Origin of the sequence: Demequina capsici, from assembly GCF_032102965.1 — a bacterium.
In the GTDB taxonomy this organism is placed as follows: Bacteria; Actinomycetota; Actinomycetes; order Actinomycetales; family Demequinaceae; genus Demequina; species Demequina capsici.
The window spans coordinates 2,069,566-2,086,079 of the sequence record NZ_CP134880.1 but is presented as its reverse complement, the minus strand read 5'-3'; the positions used below and the strand labels follow the sequence as shown (position 1 = coordinate 2,086,079).

At 68.9% G+C, this 16,514-nt stretch carries 14 protein-coding genes; 10 read left to right on the top strand and 4 right to left on the bottom strand.

The features are described from left to right. The first annotated feature begins 212 nt into the window (after nucleotides 1–212). From nrdH to nrdF, 4 genes are read left to right on the top strand one after another with little or no spacing between them, the layout of a single operon-like run. Entirely contained in the window at nucleotides 213–449 is a 237-nt protein-coding gene (nrdH, locus tag RN607_RS10030) for a glutaredoxin-like protein NrdH (RefSeq protein WP_313496808.1), read from the top strand. Between the two features lie 11 nt (nucleotides 450–460). Continuing rightward, on the top strand, nucleotides 461–862 hold the full coding sequence (gene nrdI, locus RN607_RS10025) for a class Ib ribonucleoside-diphosphate reductase assembly flavoprotein NrdI (protein WP_313496806.1): 402 nt from the start codon (nucleotides 461–463) through the stop codon (nucleotides 860–862). A gap of 20 nt (nucleotides 863–882) precedes the next feature. Next, nucleotides 883–2,988, top strand: coding sequence for a class 1b ribonucleoside-diphosphate reductase subunit alpha (gene nrdE / locus RN607_RS10020; RefSeq protein ID WP_313501725.1), 2,106 nt, complete (start codon nucleotides 883–885; stop codon nucleotides 2,986–2,988). 35 nt (nucleotides 2,989–3,023) lie between these two features. After that, nucleotides 3,024–3,998 (top strand): class 1b ribonucleoside-diphosphate reductase subunit beta, encoded by a 975-nt coding sequence (gene nrdF, locus RN607_RS10015; RefSeq protein WP_313542356.1) that lies wholly within the window; start codon nucleotides 3,024–3,026, stop codon nucleotides 3,996–3,998. A gap of 249 nt (nucleotides 3,999–4,247) precedes the next feature. On the opposite strand, the gene allB is transcribed toward nrdF, so the two are convergent. Next, nucleotides 4,248–5,588 carry an allantoinase AllB gene (allB, locus tag RN607_RS10010; RefSeq protein ID WP_313496802.1) on the bottom strand — a complete coding sequence of 447 codons (1,341 nt, stop codon included), beginning with the start codon at nucleotides 5,586–5,588 and terminating at the stop codon, nucleotides 4,248–4,250. A gap of 67 nt (nucleotides 5,589–5,655) precedes the next feature. Here allB and RN607_RS10005 point away from each other — a divergent pair, with 67 nt between their 5' ends. Then, complete coding sequence (locus RN607_RS10005; RefSeq protein WP_313542354.1) at nucleotides 5,656–6,585, top strand: XdhC family protein; 930 nt, start codon at nucleotides 5,656–5,658, stop codon at nucleotides 6,583–6,585. On the opposite strand, the gene RN607_RS10000 is transcribed toward RN607_RS10005, so the two are convergent. Continuing rightward, complete coding sequence (locus RN607_RS10000) at nucleotides 6,575–9,253, bottom strand: molybdopterin-dependent oxidoreductase (protein ID WP_313542352.1); 2,679 nt, start codon at nucleotides 9,251–9,253, stop codon at nucleotides 6,575–6,577. The two genes, RN607_RS10005 and RN607_RS10000, sit on opposite strands and share 11 nt — an antisense overlap. Then, nucleotides 9,250–10,062: an FAD binding domain-containing protein gene (locus RN607_RS09995; RefSeq protein ID WP_313542350.1), complete on the bottom strand. Its 813-nt coding sequence runs from the start codon at nucleotides 10,060–10,062 to the stop codon at nucleotides 9,250–9,252. The genes RN607_RS10000 and RN607_RS09995 overlap by 4 nt, the downstream gene beginning before the upstream one ends. 313 nt (nucleotides 10,063–10,375) lie before the next feature. Between RN607_RS09995 and RN607_RS09990 the strand changes: the two genes are divergently transcribed. Genes RN607_RS09990 through RN607_RS09970 form a run of 5 tightly spaced genes read left to right on the top strand, consistent with a single transcriptional unit; the run spans nucleotide 10,376 to nucleotide 14,553 of the window. Then, nucleotides 10,376–11,458 carry an ABC transporter substrate-binding protein gene (locus tag RN607_RS09990; RefSeq protein ID WP_313542348.1) on the top strand — a complete coding sequence of 361 codons (1,083 nt, stop codon included), beginning with the start codon at nucleotides 10,376–10,378 and terminating at the stop codon, nucleotides 11,456–11,458. 18 nt (nucleotides 11,459–11,476) lie between these two features. Then, nucleotides 11,477–12,301, top strand: a complete 825-nt coding sequence (locus RN607_RS09985) for an ABC transporter ATP-binding protein (RefSeq protein WP_313496793.1) — start codon at nucleotides 11,477–11,479, stop codon at nucleotides 12,299–12,301. Next, entirely contained in the window at nucleotides 12,301–13,089 is a 789-nt protein-coding gene (locus RN607_RS09980) for an ABC transporter permease (protein WP_313496791.1), read from the top strand. The genes RN607_RS09985 and RN607_RS09980 overlap by 1 nt, the downstream gene beginning before the upstream one ends. After that, complete coding sequence (locus RN607_RS09975) at nucleotides 13,086–13,955, top strand: ABC transporter permease (RefSeq protein ID WP_313496789.1); 870 nt, start codon at nucleotides 13,086–13,088, stop codon at nucleotides 13,953–13,955. Before RN607_RS09980 ends, RN607_RS09975 begins: the two co-directional genes overlap by 4 nt. A 4-nt stretch (nucleotides 13,956–13,959) precedes the next feature. Then, nucleotides 13,960–14,553, top strand: coding sequence for a helix-turn-helix domain-containing protein (locus RN607_RS09970; RefSeq protein WP_313496787.1), 594 nt, complete (start codon nucleotides 13,960–13,962; stop codon nucleotides 14,551–14,553). A gap of 573 nt (nucleotides 14,554–15,126) precedes the next feature. Here the strand turns inward: RN607_RS09970 and RN607_RS09965 are convergent. Then, nucleotides 15,127–16,488, bottom strand: coding sequence for an 8-oxoguanine deaminase (locus RN607_RS09965; protein ID WP_313542346.1), 1,362 nt, complete (start codon nucleotides 16,486–16,488; stop codon nucleotides 15,127–15,129). Nucleotides 16,489–16,514 lie beyond the last annotated feature (26 nt).

Sequence of the window (16,514 nt, the reverse complement as noted above, 5' to 3'; positions counted from 1 at the left end):
GGCTCTTCGGCGTGTCATCGGCGTGTCGTCGGCGTGTCCCTCGCGTGTCGCCGTGACGCGCTGTGCATGGGCTGCGAGGGCGTGTCTGTGGAATGTCAGACCCCAATGCGAGAATTTTCAGCGACACACCATCTAGTGGGTGTTGACGCGTCAACGCCCCATATATAGTGGTGCCACCCCGGAGGGGGGTACACCGTCGAAAGGAACCGCTCATGACGATCTCGGTCTACTCGAAGCCGCAGTGCGTGCAGTGCACCGCCACCAAGAAGGCCCTTGAGCGCGCCGAGATCGAGTTCGAGATCTTCGACGTCACCATGGACGAGGACGCGTACAAGACGGTCGTCGACCTCGGCTATCTGCAGGCCCCCGTCGTCATCGCCGGCGACGAGCACTGGTCCGGCTTCCAGCCCGACAAGATCGCCCAGCTCGCCGAGCGACTGGCCTCCTGACCTCGGCCATCATGGCCAACCTGGTCTACTTCTCGTCGACGTCCGAGAACACGAAGCGGTTCGTCGAGAAGCTCGGGGTGCCTGCGGAGCGGATCCCGCTGCGACCCAAGGACGAACCTCTCAAGGTGGACGAGCCCTACGTGCTCGTCGTGCCGACCTACGGCGGCGGCAACGAAGGGGGAGCCGTCCCCAAGCAGGTCATCAAGTTCCTGAACGACGAGCACAACCGCTCGCTCATCCGGGGAGTGATCACGGCCGGCAACACCAACTTCGGCACGGCCTACTGCATCGCCGGCGACATCGTCGCCGCGAAGTGCCACGTACCGCACCTGTACAAGTTTGAACTCTTCGGAACTCCGGACGACGTCACCGCCGTCCGTGAGGGATTGGAAAACCTGTGGAAGCAACAGTGATCGAGAAGCCGCGGACCGGCATGGACTACCACTCGCTGAACGCGATGCTGAACCTCTACAACTCCGAGGGGCAGATCCAGTTCGACAAGGACCGCGAGGCGGCCCGCGAGTACTTCCTCCAGCACGTGAACCAGAACACGGTGTTCTTCCACTCGCTCAAGGAGCGCCTGGACTACCTCGTGGAGAAGAAGTACTACGAGCCCGAGGTGCTCGCCCAGTACGACTTCGCATTCATCCAGCAGCTCACGGACCGCGCGTACTCGTACAAGTTCCGCTTCCCGACCTTCCTGGGCGCCTTCAAGTACTACACGTCCTACACGCTCAAGACGTTCGACGGCCAGCGCTACCTGGAGCGTTACGAGGACCGCGTGGTCATGGTGTCCCTCACGCTCGCCGCCGGCGACGTCGAGCTGGCCACGAAGCTGGTCGACGAGATCATCGCGGGCCGCTTCCAGCCCGCCACCCCCACCTTCCTCAACGCAGGCAAGGCGCAGCGCGGCGAGTTCGTCTCCTGCTTCCTGCTCCGCATCGAGGACAACATGGAGTCGATCGGCCGCTCCATCAACTCCGCCCTGCAGCTGTCCAAGCGCGGTGGCGGCGTGGCCCTCTCGCTGTCCAACATCCGCGAGTCCGGCGCCCCCATCAAGCACATCGAGAACCAGTCGTCCGGGATCATCCCCGTGATGAAGCTCCTCGAGGACTCCTTCACGTACGCGAACCAGCTCGGTGCGCGTCAGGGCGCCGGCGCCGTGTACCTCTCGGCCCACCACCCCGACATCATGAAGTTCCTCGACACCAAGCGCGAGAACGCCGACGAGAAGATCCGCATCAAGACGCTGTCGCTCGGCATCGTCGTGCCGGACATCACCTTCGACCTTGCCCGCAAGAACGAGGAGATGTACCTCTTCAGCCCGTATGACGTGGAGCGTGTCTACGGTGTGCCGTTCGGCGACATCTCGATCACCGAGAAGTACCAGGAGATGGTGGACGACCCGCGGATCCGCAAGACCAAGATCTCGGCGCGCCACTTCTTCCAGACCGTCGCCGAGCTGCAGTTCGAGTCGGGCTACCCGTACATCGTGTTCGAGGACACGGTGAACAAGGCCAACCCCGTCGCGGGCCGCATCAACATGTCCAACCTCTGCTCGGAGATCCTTCAGGTCAACACCCCGTCGGTGTTCAACGAGGACCTCTCGTACGACTCCGTCGGCAAGGACATCTCCTGCAACCTGGGCTCCATGAACATCGCGACCGCGATGGACGGGGGCAACCTGGCGCAGACCGTGGAGATCGCCGTTCGAGGCCTCACCGCCGTGTCCACCCAGTCGTCGATCGACTCCGTGCCCTCGATCAAGTACGGCAACGACCGCGCGCACGCGATCGGCCTGGGTCAGATGAACCTCCACGGCTACCTCGGCCGCGAGCGGATCCACTACGGCTCCGAGGAGGGTGTGGACTTCACCAACATCTACTTCTACACGGTGCTGTTCCACGCCATCGCGGCGTCCAACAAGATCGCGAAGGAGCAGGGGACCGCGTTCGAGGGCTTCGAGAACTCGAAGTACGCGAGCGGCGAGTTCTTCGACAAGTACACCGACCAGGAGTGGACGCCGGCCACGGCGCGCGTCGCCGAGCTGTTCGCCGACGCAGGCATCGCCATCCCCACGCAGGACGACTGGCGTGAGCTGAAGGCGTCCGTGCAGGAGCACGGCATCTTCAACCAGAACCTGCAGGCGGTCCCTCCCACCGGCTCGATCTCCTACATCAACAACTCGACCTCGTCGATCCACCCGATCGCGTCCAAGATCGAGATCCGCAAGGAAGGCAAGCTCGGGCGCGTCTACTACCCGGCGCCGTTCCTCGACAACGACAACCTGGAGTACTTCCAGGACGCGTACGAGATCGGCCCCGAGAAGATCATCGACACGTACGCCGCGGCCACGCAGCACGTGGACCAGGGTCTGTCGCTCACGCTCTTCTTCCCGGACACCGCAACCACGCGCGACATCAACAAGGCGCAGATCTACGCCTGGCGCAAGGGCATCAAGACCATCTACTACATCCGCATCCGCCAGATGGCGCTCGAGGGCACCGAGGTCGAGGGTTGCGTCAGCTGCATGCTGTGACGCGACCTCACGACGAATCGTAAGAAGGAACAGATATGAGTGAGAAGCTGACCCTCGTCAGCCACGTGGATGCGATCAACTGGAACCGCATCCCCGATGAGAAGGACGTCGAGGTGTGGAATCGCCTCACCGGCAACTTCTGGCTGCCTGAGAAGGTGCCGATCTCTGGCGATGTCCAGTCATGGAACACGCTGACCCCTGACGAGCAGACGCTCACCATGCGCGTGTTCACGGGCCTGACGCTCCTGGACACCATCCAGGGCACCGTCGGCGCCGTGTCGCTGATCCCGGACGCGCTGACGCCGCACGAGGAGGCCGTCTACACGAACATCGCGTTCATGGAGTCGGTGCATGCCAAGAGCTATTCGTCGATCTTCTCGACGCTGTGCTCGACGCCCGAGATCGACGCGGCGTTCCGCTGGTCCACCGAGAACCAGAACCTGCAGCGCAAGGCGAAGATCGTCATGGACTACTACCGTGGCGACGACCCGCTGAAGCGCAAGGTCGCCTCGACCCTGCTCGAGTCGTTCCTGTTCTACTCGGGCTTCTACCTGCCCATGTACTGGTCGTCCCGTGCCAAGCTCACGAACACGGCAGACATGATCCGCCTCATCATCCGTGACGAGGCCGTCCACGGGTACTACATCGGCTACAAGTACCAGCGGGGCCTCGAGCAGGTGACGCAGCAGCGTCGCGACGAGCTCAAGGAGTACACGTTCGACCTGCTGTACGACCTCTACGACAACGAGGTGCAGTACACGCAGGACCTCTATGACGGAGTGGGCCTCACGGAGGACGTCAAGAAGTTCCTGCACTACAACGCCAACAAGGCCCTCATGAACCTGGGCTACGAGGCGCTGTTCCCGTCCACCGTCACCGACGTCAATCCGGCCATCCTGTCCGCGCTGTCGCCGAACGCCGACGAGAACCACGACTTCTTCTCGGGCTCCGGCTCGTCCTACGTGATCGGCAAGCACGAGGAGACCACGGACGACGACTGGGACTTCTAGTCGTCAGGGTCTGTCAGGGACTCGGTCCATCAGCAACCGAGGGCCCCGCGCGTCTGCGCGGGGCCCTCGGCGTATCCGGAGCGCCACCGGCGCCACCGCTCTGCGCCCTGGCAGCACATGAGGGTCGTCACGGGGCGGCGGACTCAACGGGTCATCGCAACAGGGTTTCTTGCACTGCCAGCGCGTGGGGTGGGCGCACGCGACCTGCTGCGCGCTGGAGGGGCTGACCCGCGCGCGTCGAGCACGGCGCTAGGGGCGGGTGAGCAACCGTCCTGCTGCGCCCTCGATTGCGCCCGGGCCGTGCACCACCGTGCCACGCAGCCACGTGACGCGTGCCACGCCCCGCAGCACGTGGCCGTCGAACGCGGTCACGGGGTTCTTGTGGTGCAGGTCCGTCGCATGCACGACGCGTTCGTCGTCCGGCGCGAAGGCCACGAGGTCCGCGTCCTTGCCGATCGCGATGCCGCCCTTGGAGTCGAGCCCGGCCCAGGCGGCCGTCGCCTCGGACATCCACCGCATCACGTCCACGAGCTCGTGGCCACGGGCCGACGCGCCCGTCCAGACCGCGCTGAGGCTCACCTCGAGGCCCGCGATACCGCCCCACGCCTGCGCGAAGTCGCCGTGACCTGCCAGCTTCAGGTCGGCGGTCGCGGGGGAGTGGTCGGAGGCGATGAGGTCGATCGTCCCGTCGGCAAGCGCCTCCCACAGCGCCTCGCGGTTCGCCTCGTCGCGGATCGGAGGACAGCACTTGTACTGGGTGCCGCCAGCAGGGATGTGGGCGGCGTCGAAGGTGAGGTAGTGCGGGCACGTCTCGACGGTCAGGGGCAGGCCCTCCGCCTTCGCGGCCCGGATCTCGGGAAGCGCCGCCGCGGACGACAGATGCAGGATGTGGGCCCTCACGCCGGTGTCGCGGACGCCGCCGATGACCGCCTCGATGGCGCTCACCTCCGCGGAGTCGGGGCGCGTGGCGGCGAACGCGACCGGGTCGCTGCCAGGAGCGATGCCGTCGTGCAGGTGTCCAGGATCCTCGGCGTGCACGATCAGCCGGCCGTCGAACGCTGCGATCTCCTCCATGGCCACGCGCAGCTGGGCGGGGCCGAGGTGCGGGAACTCGTCCACGCCGGACGGCGCGAGGAAGCACTTGAAACCGAAGACTCCTGCGTCGTGCAGCAGGCGCAGGCCGCCCAGCGAGTCCGGGATCGCGCCGCCCCAGAAGCCGACGTCGACACGGGCCTTCTGCGCGGCCACCGCCCGCTTGAGGGCCAGCGCCTCGACCGTCGTCGTCGGCGGGATGGAGTTGAGCGGCATGTCGATGATCGTCGTCACCCCGCCTGCGGCGGCCGCAGCGGTGGCGGACGCGAACCCCTCCCACTCGGTGCGTCCCGGCTCGTTGACGTGCACGTGGGTGTCGACGACGCCGGGCAGCAGCACCTGGTCGTCGCCCAGCGTCACCTCGTCGGCGGCATTCCATGGCGCCGCCATCGGGCCGATGCCCACGACGACGCCACCGTCCACGGCGACCGAGGCCGACCGGACCTCCCCGTCGATGAGCGCCCTGGGCGCACGGATCACGAGGTCGACGTCAAGCATGGGGACTCCTTGGGGGACGAGCGCACCTGCCTAGACTGACCCCCAGTTCCCAGTCCCGGAGGTGCGCGTGTTCGAGATCGCCCGCGAGATGCTCGTCGAGCTGGAGGCGGGCGCCCCGCTCGGCGTGGTCGTGGTGACTGCGGTGCACGGCTCGGCGCCCCGCGCGGTCGGCTCCGCGATGGCGGTCGCTGCGGATGGCCGGGCGATCGGCTCCATCTCGGGCGGCTGCGTGGAGGGCGAGGCGTACGAGCTGGCGACCCGGGTGCTCTCCGACGGTGGGCTCGTGGACGTGGATCTGGGCGGTGAGGGCGACCTGTACGCAGCGGGCCTGTCGTGCGGCGGGTCGCTGGGCGTCGTCGCGTTCCGCCTGTCCGCCGAGGACGAGTCCATGGTGCAGGCACTGCGCGAGTCGCTGGATCCTGCCGAGCGCGTCGAGGTGCACCTGCCGCGGCATCCCGAGAGAGCGGACCAGCCGTTCCACCTGGTAAGGGAGCGGGCCAGGCGCATGGTGATCGTCGGCGCCGTGGACTTCTCGGGTGCGCTGGCGTCGGCAGCGAAGGCGCTCGGCTACCTCGTCACCGTGGTGGACGCGCGCCCTGTCTTCGCCACGCGCGCGCGGTTCCCACAGGCCGACGACGTGGTGGCCATGTGGCCCGATCGGTACCTCGGGGGTGTGGACCTGGGCCCGCAGGATGCCATCTGCGTCCTGACGCATGAGGAGCGCTTCGACATCCCCACGCTGCAGATCGCGCTGCGATCCCAAGCCGCGTACGTGGGCGCCATGGGGTCCCGTCGCACGCATCAGCGCCGCGTGAGCCTGCTTCGTGAAGCCGGCGCCACCGACGCGGAGCTGGCGCGTCTGCGTTCGCCGATCGGGCTGGACCTGGGCGGGTCGAGCCCCGCCGAGACCGCGGTCGCGATCGTCGCGGAGATCCTGCGCGATCGCACGGGCGCGAGCGGGAGGCCGCTGAGCGAGCTTCGCGGCCCTATCCATTGACGCGCCCCGACGTCTGCGCCAGCCGCCAGACGCGGTCCCTCGTCATCGGCAGCTGGTAAGGCCTCGCTCCCACCGCGCGCCGGATCGCGTTCGCCAGGGCAGGCGCGACGGGGTTGTACGGCGACTCGGACATCGACTTCGCCCCGAACGGGCCCAGCTCATCGGACGTCTCGGCGAAGTACACCTCGGTCACCGGCACGTCGGCGATCTGCGGGACCCGGTAGACACGGAAGGCCGGGTTGGTCGGGGCTCCGTCGTCGCCGATCTGCACCTCCTCGTACAGCGCTGTGCCGATGCCCTGGGCGACGCCGCCCTCCACCTGGCCCCGGCATTGCGCGGGGTTGAGGACGACCCCGGCGTCGGCCGCCTGGATCGACTGCAGGATCCTGACGGCTCCGGTCTCGAGGTCCACCGCCACGCGGAACGCCTGCACGTTGAACGCGAGCGAGCGGATCATCCCGTCGGTGGAGCCCTCCCCGACGAGGCCGTCGGGCGGGACGGGCTCGCCAGCATCCAACCGCGACCGCAGGGCGATCGCCGCTGCGTGGACCGCCTTGCCGGCCACCGTGATGCCCGTGGATCCGAACGCCCCCGTGTCGTACGTGGTGGCATCCGTGTCGGACGTGCGCAGCGACACCGACCCGACCTGCACGCCGAGCGCCTCCGCGGCGATCTGCGCGAGGACCGTGTGGGTGCCGTTGCCGAACTCGGCGGTGCCGGCAGCGACGAGGAACGTGCCGTCGGGCCTCGCCGTGACGGACGCCGTGGCGCGATGTCCTCGCGGAGGGATCGTCGCGATCATGCTCAGAGCCATGCCCTCGCCGACGCTCCACCCGTCGGGGGCCTCGACACCGTTGCCCCTCCTGAGGGCCGCGTCCGCAAGGTCGAGGCACTGGTCCAGCCCGTACGAGCCGAAGATCAGCCCGTCCTGGTGCTTGCGCTCGGTCACGCCGAGCATGTCGCCTTCCTTGACCGAGTTGCGGCGCCGCATCTCGAAAGGGTCGATCCCCAGCTGGATCGCGAGCTCGTCGATCGCCGACTCGACAGCGAAGATCACCTGACCCAGGCCGTAGCCACGGAAGGCGCCCGCCGGCGTCGTGTTGGTGTAGACGACCTCGGCGTCGAGCCGCTTGGCGGGCGACCGGTAGGCCTCGAGCGACTCGGCGCAGCCGTGGAACATCACTCCGATCGCGTGGTTGCCGTAGGCGCCCGTGTTGCTCAGCACCTGGATGTCCATCGCGGTGAGAAGCCCTGAGGCGTCGGCTCCGAGCGTCGCGGTGACGCGGAACGGGTGGCGCGTGGCGGTGCGCACGAACTCCTCGGTCCGGGTCATCTCGTAGGCGACGGGACGTCCCGTCCGCAGGACCGCGAGCGCCACGATGTCCTCGGTGAAGATCTCCTGCTTGCCGCCGAAGCCTCCGCCCACGCGTGCGGTGAAGACGCGCACAGACTCAGGCGAGCGGCCGAGCACGACGGCGAGCTCGTCGCGCACCAGGAACGGCACCTGCGAGCTGGTACGGAGCGTGAGCCTTCCGAGGTCGTCGATCCACCCGATCGAGCCGTGAGTCTCCAGCTGCGCGTGGCTCACGCGGCCGTTGGACCACGTGCCGGTGGCCACCGCCGCGGCATCGGCGAGACCCGCGTCCACGTCGCCGTACCCGCCCTTCCACGAGGCGATGAGGTTGCGGGAGGCGTCCAGCACGCCGTCGTCAGGCGTGCGGTCAGGGTGGATCACCGGGGCAGTCCCCGAGCGTGCCTCATCGGGATCGAAGACCGCGGGAAGCACCTGGTAGTCGACCGTGATCGCGTCGAGCGCGGCGTCCGCGATCGCCGGTGAGTCCGCCACCACCGCGGCGACGCGCTGGCCCTTGAACCGGACCACGTCGTCCAGGATGCGGGTGTCGCGGGGGTCGTCCATCCGGTTCTCGTGGCGTGCGGAGGAGAACCGTGTCGTGGGCGCATCCTCGTGCGTCAGGACGGCGTGGACGCCGTTCATGGCGAGAGCGGTCGAGGTGTCGATCGACACGATCCGCGCGTGCGCATGAGGAGACCCCAGCACGCGCAGATGCAGCGTGCCGTCCGGCACCTCGTCGAACGTGTACGGCTCGCGGCCTTGGACCACGCGCGTCGCCGCGGGCGGCCGCGCCGAACGTCCCACGGCCGCGCCGGGCTCGCTCGGGGCGGCCGCGTCGGCAGGTGCGGAGCCGCATGCTCCGTCGCACGCACCGCCGCAGCCTCCGCGCACTGCGTGCTCGACGGCCTCCCGGATCGGGCGGTAGCCGGTGCAGCGGCACAGGGAGCCCTTGAGCCGACGGTCCAGGTCGGGCAGGTCGTCCACCGTCAAGGATGACGCCGTGACCACCATCCCCGGGGTGCAGAAGCCGCACTGGAACGCGAAGCGGTCCGCGAACTCGCGCTGGACGGGGGAGAGCTCGTCACCGGGGGCGAGGCCCCCTGCGGTGGTGACGACGCGTCCATCTGCCCGCACCGCGGGGTACAGGCACGAGTGCACCGGCCGACCGTCGACGAGCACGGTGCAGGCGCCGCAGTCGCCCGCGTCGCACCCCTTCTTCACCTCTGTGGCGCCGAGCTCGCGCAGGTAGGTGCGGAGGCTCTGGCCCGGTGCGGGATCGCCGTCGAGCGGGGTGCCGTCCACGTCGATCCTCATGCGTGGGCCTCCATGAGGTCCTCGAGCACGCGCGTGGCCAGCACCCCTGCCACGTGCCGGCGCCAGTCGGCGGTCCCGAGGGCGTCTGTGTAGAAGTCGGTGGCGGCGCGTACCGCCTCCGTCAGCCGCTCGGCCGCCGGCGGCACCGGGAAGGACACCACGTGCGGTGTGAGCGTGGCAGCGGTGACGACGACGGTGATCGCGTCGTCCGGATCCCTGCGGCCGGTGACGACGGCGCCCGAGCGCCCTAGCTCAGCGAGCGCGATCTTCCGCAGCGAGGTGCGTCCCCGGAGTGCGCGCGCAGGGACGTCGATCGCGCGGATCACGTCGCCGGGCTGCAACGTGTTCGTGCCGTTCCCGGTGGGGAGCGAGGCGACCGGGACGTGACGGGTGTTGCCGTCCGCGCCCCAGATCTCCGCCGTCGCATCGAGCGTCGCGCAGGCGGCGAGCATCGCTGCGGCGGCGAACGCACGGCAGACGTTGCCGACGACGGTGGCCTCGTTCCAGATCTTGAAGCTGGCGAGCAGCGCGTTCGCCGCGTCCCCGAACAGAGGCTGCGCGGACCAGCCGGCGACCTGGGGCTCGGCGAGAAGGCGTGCGATCGTGCACGTGGCGCCGATGCGCAGGCCGGCGTCGGTCACCTCGAGCGGCTGCCACGGCATCGACATGATGTCGACCAGTCCCGTGACGTCACGGTTCGGCTCCGAGAAGAGCCAGGTACCGCCAGCCAGCACGCGCTCGCCCGGTGCGAGCAGCAGGTCGGCACGGGTGGTGGCGCGCCGGTAGCGGGTCACTGCGGTGAGGTCCATCGCCCCTCCTTCGCTGACGTGTCGACAGTCGTGAGGGCCGCGTCGCGGGGTCCGATGCGGACGATCCTCGGACGGGGCACGGGAGGTCAGTCAAGCACCCCTGATGTCACGATTGTGTCTCGGCGTCGCGATTTAACAGGGATGAAACACAACCGCGCGTGTTGATGAAATCTACAGTGCCTAGGTTGACGCTGAGCCACCACTGGGACCACCGTCCAGCCGCGAAGTGGGGGCCTGGCCATCGCCTACACTCGCACGCGGCATCGGACTGCCCCCGCCCGCGGAGGCACGCCATTACAGGGAGAGAGAACACATGTCCTTCAGCTTCAAGCGCACCGCCGCCGTCGCGGCGGCCGCCGTCGCCGCGCTCACGCTCGCCGCGTGCTCGTCCGGCACGGACACCCCAGCGTCGTCCTCCACCGCATCCACCTCCGCCTCGTCCGACGCGATGGCCGACTACGGTGACCTCACCGTGCAGCTGTCGTGGATCAAGAACGAGGAGTTCTCCGGCGAGTTCTTCGCCGACTCGAAGGGCTACTACACCGAGGCCGGCTTCTCCTCGGTCGACCTGGTCCCCGGGCCGTCGACCGGTGCCGCCGAGCTCCTGTCCGGCAGCGCCGACGTCGCGCTGTCCGACGCGGTCTCCATCGGCTCCGCCGTCGCCTCCGAAGGCGCCCCGCTGAAGATCATCGGCGCGACCTACCAGAAGAACCCCTTCACGATCCTCTCCCTCAAGGACGGCGCGAACATCGCCACCGTCCAGGACATGGTCGGCAAGAAGATCGGCGTCCAGGACTCCAACACCTCGCTGTTCGAGGCGCTGCTCGCGGCCAACGGCCTCACCACGGACGACGTCACGATCGTCCCCGTGCAGTACGACCCCTCCGTGCTCGTCAACGGTGAGGTCGACGGCTTCGTCGCCTACCTGACCAACGAGTCGCTCGTGGTCCAGGCGCAGGGCATCGACGTCACCAACCTGCCCTTCGCCGACAACGGCCTGCCGTTCGTCGCCGAGACGGTCACCGTGACCGACGACGCGATCGCCAACAACCGCGAGGCGCTCAAGGCGTTCCTGGTCGCGGAGATCAAGGGCTGGACCGACGCGGTCAACGACCCCGAGGGCGGCTCGAAGCTCGCCGTCGAGACCTACGGCTCCGACCTGGGCCTCGACCCGACCGTGTCCGCCGAGGGCGCCACGGTCCAGGCAGAGGACCTCGTCGTCTCCGACGAGACCGCCGCCAACGGCCTCTTCACGATCTCCGACTCGCTCCAGGCGGAGACCATCGCGTCCCTCGCCGGTGCAGGCATCACGATCGACGCCTCGGACCTGTTCGACATGAGCCTGCTCGACGAGGTCTACGCCGAGCACCCCGAGCTCATCGCCTACGCAGGCTGATCTGCAAGGATCATTGACGTGACCAACGTCGACACCACCGGTGCCCGGGGCGAGTCCGCCCCGGGCACCGGCCTGCAGATATCCGATCTCACCAAGGTCTTCCACACCCGCGGCAAGACCGTCACCGCGCTCCAGGACGCCACGCTCCACACCGACCAGGGCTCGTTCCTGGCGCTGCTCGGGCCGTCCGGGTGCGGCAAGTCCACCATCCTGCGCATCCTCGCGGGACTGGAGGAGCCGACCAGCGGCACCACCCGCGTCGACGGACGCACGCCCGCGGACCTGCGTGCGTACAACGAGCTGGGCATCGCGTTCCAGGACTCCGCGCTGCTGCCATGGCGCTCGGTCTACAACAACATCAAGCTTCCCTTCGAGGTCGCGGGCAAGCCCGTGGACCACGACTACATCGTCGAGCTCATCGAGCTCGTCGGGCTCAAGGGCTTCGAGAAGGCCAAGCCGGCACAGCTGTCAGGTGGCATGCGCCAACGCGTCTCGATCGCGCGGGCGCTCGTGCTCAAGCCCTCCGTGCTGCTGCTCGACGAGCCGTTCGGCGCGCTCGACGACATGACGCGTCAGCGGCTCAACCTCGAGCTCATGCGCATCCTCGCCGCGAAGCCGGCCACCACCCTGCTCGTCACGCACGGCATCACGGAGGCGATCTTCCTCGCCGACCAGGTGGCGGTCATGAGCCCACGGCCTGGACGCATCAAGGAGGTCATGGAGATCGACCTGCCGCGGCCTCGCACCCCGGAGATCCAACGGAGCCCCGAGTTCCACGCGTACGTGGACAGGGCGTCGGAGCTGCTGTTCGGCGCAGGCGGTGTCGCGCTCGAGGACGACTGATGGGACGCCGTCTTCCCGCGTGGGCGACCGCCAGCATCAGCGCGGCCGGGCTCATCGTCGTGTGGACGATCCTTGCCCTGACCGTGGTCGGCCCCGGGGGGACGCACGCGATCCCGACGCCGTGGCAGGTGCTCCAGGGGTACTCCGAGGACGGACTCTCGTTCTACTGGACCCATTTCTCTGTGACCCTCAAGGAGGCATCGCTCGGCTACCTGTGGGGCAACGGGCTCGCCCTCGTGCTCTCCGGCCTGGTGATGGTGATCCCGAGGCTTGAAGGGGTCGTCTCCCAGCTCGCCGTCATCACCTACTGCGTGCCGATCGTCGCGATCGGCCCGCTTGCCGTGATCATCCTCGACGTCCCGTCGAAGGGGGAGCCGTCCGGCACCGCCGTGTTCATGGCGGCGCTCAGCGTGTTCTTCACCACGGTCGTGGGCTCGTTGCTCGGCCTCCATGCGGCTGACAAGGCGTCGCTCGACGTCGTCTCCGTGTACGGCGGCAACGGGTGGACCCAGCTGCGCAAGGTGCGCTTCGTCGCCGCGCTTCCCGCCGTCCTCACGGCGCTCCAGATCGCCGTCCCCGCAGCATTCCTGGGCGCGGTGCTGGGCGAGTACTTCGGAAAGGTGGAGACGGGCATCGGCGTGGCCATGGTGATCGCCCAGCAGTCGCTCAACGCGCCGCGCGTGTGGGGCATCGCGCTCGCCTCGGGCGCCGTCGCACTGGTGCTCTACTTGGCCGTCGGGATGCTCACCCGGCTCGCCACGCCCTGGTCGAAGGGAGCAGCGGCATGAGCACGCTCACGACCACGGTCGGACCGCCTCCGGTCGACCACGCATCCGTCGTCCGCCGCCAGGCGCGCGCTGCGACCCTCAAGGCGCTCGGCGTCTCGCTGCTGACCTTCCTGCTCACGCTCGTGGGCGTGGCGCTGCTCTGGCAGATCGTGCTGTGGACCACCGACATCTCGCCTTATGTGGCCAAGGGGCCTGCCGACGTCTGGAACTTCTTCTTCACCGTCGACGACGCCGCCGACAACCGGGCCGAGATCCTCGGCAACCTGGCGGTGACGCTCGGCGATGCCGCCGTCGGCTTCTCGGCGGGCCTGCTGCTCGCGCTGCTCGGCGCGATCGGGTTCCGCCTCTCGCGCGGCTTCGAGCACGCCATGATGCCGATCGCGCTGCTGCTCCGGTCCGTGCCGCTCGTCGCATTCGCACCGATCATCATCATGATCTTCGGGCGAGAGTTCCTGACCGTCGCCGTCATGGGCGGCATCGTCGTGCTCTTCCCCGCATTGGTGAACATCGCGTTCGGTCTCCAGCAGGCCTCCGAGCAGACGCTCGAGGTGGTGCAGGTGTACGGCGGCGGGCCGCTCAAGCAGCTCACCAAGGTCGCGCTCCCGTCCTCCCTCCCGGCGTTCTTCGCCGCGGTGCGGGTGTCGGTCCCGGGTGCCATCACAGGCGCGCTGCTCGCCGAATGGCTCGCGACCGGCTCAGGCATCGGCGGCGTCATCAACGGCTACTCGACCTCCGCCAAGTTCAACGAGCTGTGGGCCTCCGTCGTGGTCGTGACGCTCGTGTCCTTGGTGCTGTACAACCTCGTGGCGATCCTCGAGAACACCGTGCTCGCCCGCATGGGCATGCACCCGACCAGGCGCATCTGAGCCGATGGTCGGCGCACTCCCCGGTACCGACAGCGAGGCAGCGGGCGCGCGCTTGGGCGCCCACGTGCGGGAGCTGCGGCGAGCGCGCGGGCTCACGCTGGTGCAGCTGGCCGAGGCGACCGGGCTGTCGCACCCGTTCCTGAGCCAGGTGGAGCGTGGGTTGGCCAACTTCTCGCTGCCTTCCTTGCGACGCATCGCGGTGGCCCTCGAGACGAGTCCCGTGGAGCTCATGGCCGCGTCGGAGCCTGGCGCGGGGGGAGCGGCAGCCCCTCCGGTCGAGGTGCACCGTGCGACCGCGCACCTCGAGCAGGTGTCCGACTTCGCGCAGGACCGTGCGTTGCCGCTTGCGCACGGGGCGCGGCCGTTCCTGCCGATGGCGATCGAGTGCACGCGGTCCGACCACGGCGAGGCGTTCACGCACGCGGAGGACGAGTGGGTGACCGTGCTCGAGGGCACCCTGCACCTCGAGCTCGACGGCCAGGTCCGCGTGCTCCGCAGCGGTGATGCCGCGTACTACGCAGGCGGTGTGGTGCACCGTTGGTGGACCGACGGTGGTCCCGCACGGCTGCTCGCGGTCAAGCAGCAGTCGGTCGGCTGACGGGCTGAGCGCCGCGCCGGAGCGAGTCCCCAGTGTCGTCGACGCGCGTGTGGTCGGGTGGTGCGGGTCCGGCGGCAGGTGCGGGTCGCGCGCGGCGATGTCGGTGCGGGACCGCCTGTCTGCGTCCCGAGCCTTTCGCCTCAGCCTTGCGCGAGCGTGCGCGCGAGCGCGAGGGTGCGCGCGGCGTCGCTGCGCCCCCTCTCGGCCAGATCGACATTCGTGACGGCAGCGACAGTTCGGATCGTCGTGGATCGACATTCGTGACGGGCGGCGCTGCGAGCGAACCGATGTGCGCACCGCAACAACACTTGCGAGCGAACCGATGTGCGCACCGCAGCAACCGCTGCGGAGTGAGGTCGGTGCCTTGGTCGGCGCGGGAGCTCCGCAGGGCCCAGCCGTCATGATTGTCGATCTGGGAAGGTCGTGCGGCTACGTGGCCGGCACGATTGTCGATGTGTGAGCCGTGTGGTGATCGCCTGAGACGTCGGAGTCAGTCGCGCATGCTTGCCGACCCGGCGCGCAAGCTGGGGCGCCGCGCGCTCAGCCACGCGCGCGAGCTGGAGCGTGGCGCGCTCAGCCCTGCGCGAGCTGGAGCGCGGCGTGCGCGACGCGTCGGCTGATGGCGACTTCATCGGCGCGAGTCAGCCTGCCGTCCACGACGACCTCCTCACCATGCACGAGCATGAGGCGCACCGTGGGAAGCGAGCCGAGGGTGAGCGCCGCGAGCGGATCCGCGATCCCCGCATGCTCCACCGCCGTGAGATCCCACGCGACGATGTCGGCGAGCTTGCCCACCTCGAGCGATCCGATCTCGTTCTCGCGTCCGAGCACGCGCGCACCGCCCATCGTCGCCATGCGCAGCGCATCGCGACCCGGCATGGCGGTCGCGCCGTCGCGCAGACGTGCGACGAGCGCGGCCTGCCTGATCTCGGAGCCCAGCGTGCCGTCCTCGTTCGATGCCGCGCCGTCCACGCCGAGACCCACGGCGACGCCCGCGTCGAGCATGGATCGCACGGGGGCGATCCCGGCGGCGAGCCGGGCGTTGGAGGAGGGGCAATGCGCGACTCCGGTGCCGGTGGCGGCGAACTTCGCGATGTCGGCGTCGGAGAGGTGGACGCAGTGCGCCATCCAGACGTCAGGGCCGAGCCAGCCGACCGACTCGAGGTACTCGGTGGGGCCCATGCCGAAGCGTGCGCGGCAGAAGGCATCCTCCTCGACCGTCTCGGAGCCGTGTGTGTGCAGGCGCACGTCGAGGCTGCGGGCCAGGGGAGCGGACTCGCGGAGGAGGTCGGTGGTGACGGAGAACGGCGAGCACGGTGCGATGGCCACTCTGACCATCGAGTCGAAGGAGCGGTCGTGGAGCTGCAGGACTGCGTCCTCGGACGCCCGCAACGCCGCGTCCGTGGACTCCACGGCGAAGTCCGGGGGGAGTCCACCGTCGCTCGCGCCGAGGTCCATCGAGCCGCGTGTGAGGTGAAGCCGGAGCCCGAGATCGCTCGCCTCGTGCGCGATCGCACCGAGGATGTCGCCGGAGCCGCGCGGGAAGATGTAATGGTGGTCGCCGACGGTGGTGCACCCTGACCTCGCGAGAGCGGCCATGGCTCCCGCCGCGCCCGCGCCGACCGTGTCTGCGGTGATGCGGGCCCACGTCGGGTACAGCGCCACGAGCCAGTCGAAGAGGATCGCGTCCTGCGCCCAGCCGCGGGTGAGCCATTGGTAGAGGTGGTGATGCGTGTTCACCAGTCCGGGGGTCAGGAGCATGCCCGAGCCGTCATAGCGGCGTGCGGCGGCATCGCGCATGTCGGAGGGGGCGGGCCCGGCGCCGACGGCGGTGATCCGACCGTCGCGGATCGCCAGGTGGCCCGGTGCGTGCTCGGTGCCCGCCGCATCGACGGTGACGACATGGGCGCCCTCGATGAGCGTCAGTCCAGCCATGGCTGATCCCTCCCTCCAGGCGACCC

Coding starts and splice junctions, on each gene's coding strand:
- nrdH (WP_313496808.1), top strand. CDS start 213: ATGACGATCTCGGTCTACTCGAAGCCGCAGTGCGTGCAGTGCACCGCC.
- nrdI (WP_313496806.1), top strand. CDS start 461: ATGGCCAACCTGGTCTACTTCTCGTCGACGTCCGAGAACACGAAGCGG.
- nrdE (WP_313501725.1), top strand. CDS start 883: ATGGACTACCACTCGCTGAACGCGATGCTGAACCTCTACAACTCCGAG.
- nrdF (WP_313542356.1), top strand. CDS start 3,024: ATGAGTGAGAAGCTGACCCTCGTCAGCCACGTGGATGCGATCAACTGG.
- allB (WP_313496802.1), bottom strand. CDS start 5,588: ATGCTTGACGTCGACCTCGTGATCCGTGCGCCCAGGGCGCTCATCGAC.
- RN607_RS10000 (WP_313542352.1), bottom strand. CDS start 9,253: ATGAGGATCGACGTGGACGGCACCCCGCTCGACGGCGATCCCGCACCG.
- RN607_RS09995 (WP_313542350.1), bottom strand. CDS start 10,062: ATGGACCTCACCGCAGTGACCCGCTACCGGCGCGCCACCACCCGTGCC.
- RN607_RS09990 (WP_313542348.1), top strand. CDS start 10,376: ATGTCCTTCAGCTTCAAGCGCACCGCCGCCGTCGCGGCGGCCGCCGTC.
- RN607_RS09980 (WP_313496791.1), top strand. CDS start 12,301: ATGGGACGCCGTCTTCCCGCGTGGGCGACCGCCAGCATCAGCGCGGCC.
- RN607_RS09975 (WP_313496789.1), top strand. CDS start 13,086: ATGAGCACGCTCACGACCACGGTCGGACCGCCTCCGGTCGACCACGCA.
- RN607_RS09970 (WP_313496787.1), top strand. CDS start 13,960: ATGGTCGGCGCACTCCCCGGTACCGACAGCGAGGCAGCGGGCGCGCGC.
- RN607_RS09965 (WP_313542346.1), bottom strand. CDS start 16,488: ATGGCTGGACTGACGCTCATCGAGGGCGCCCATGTCGTCACCGTCGAT.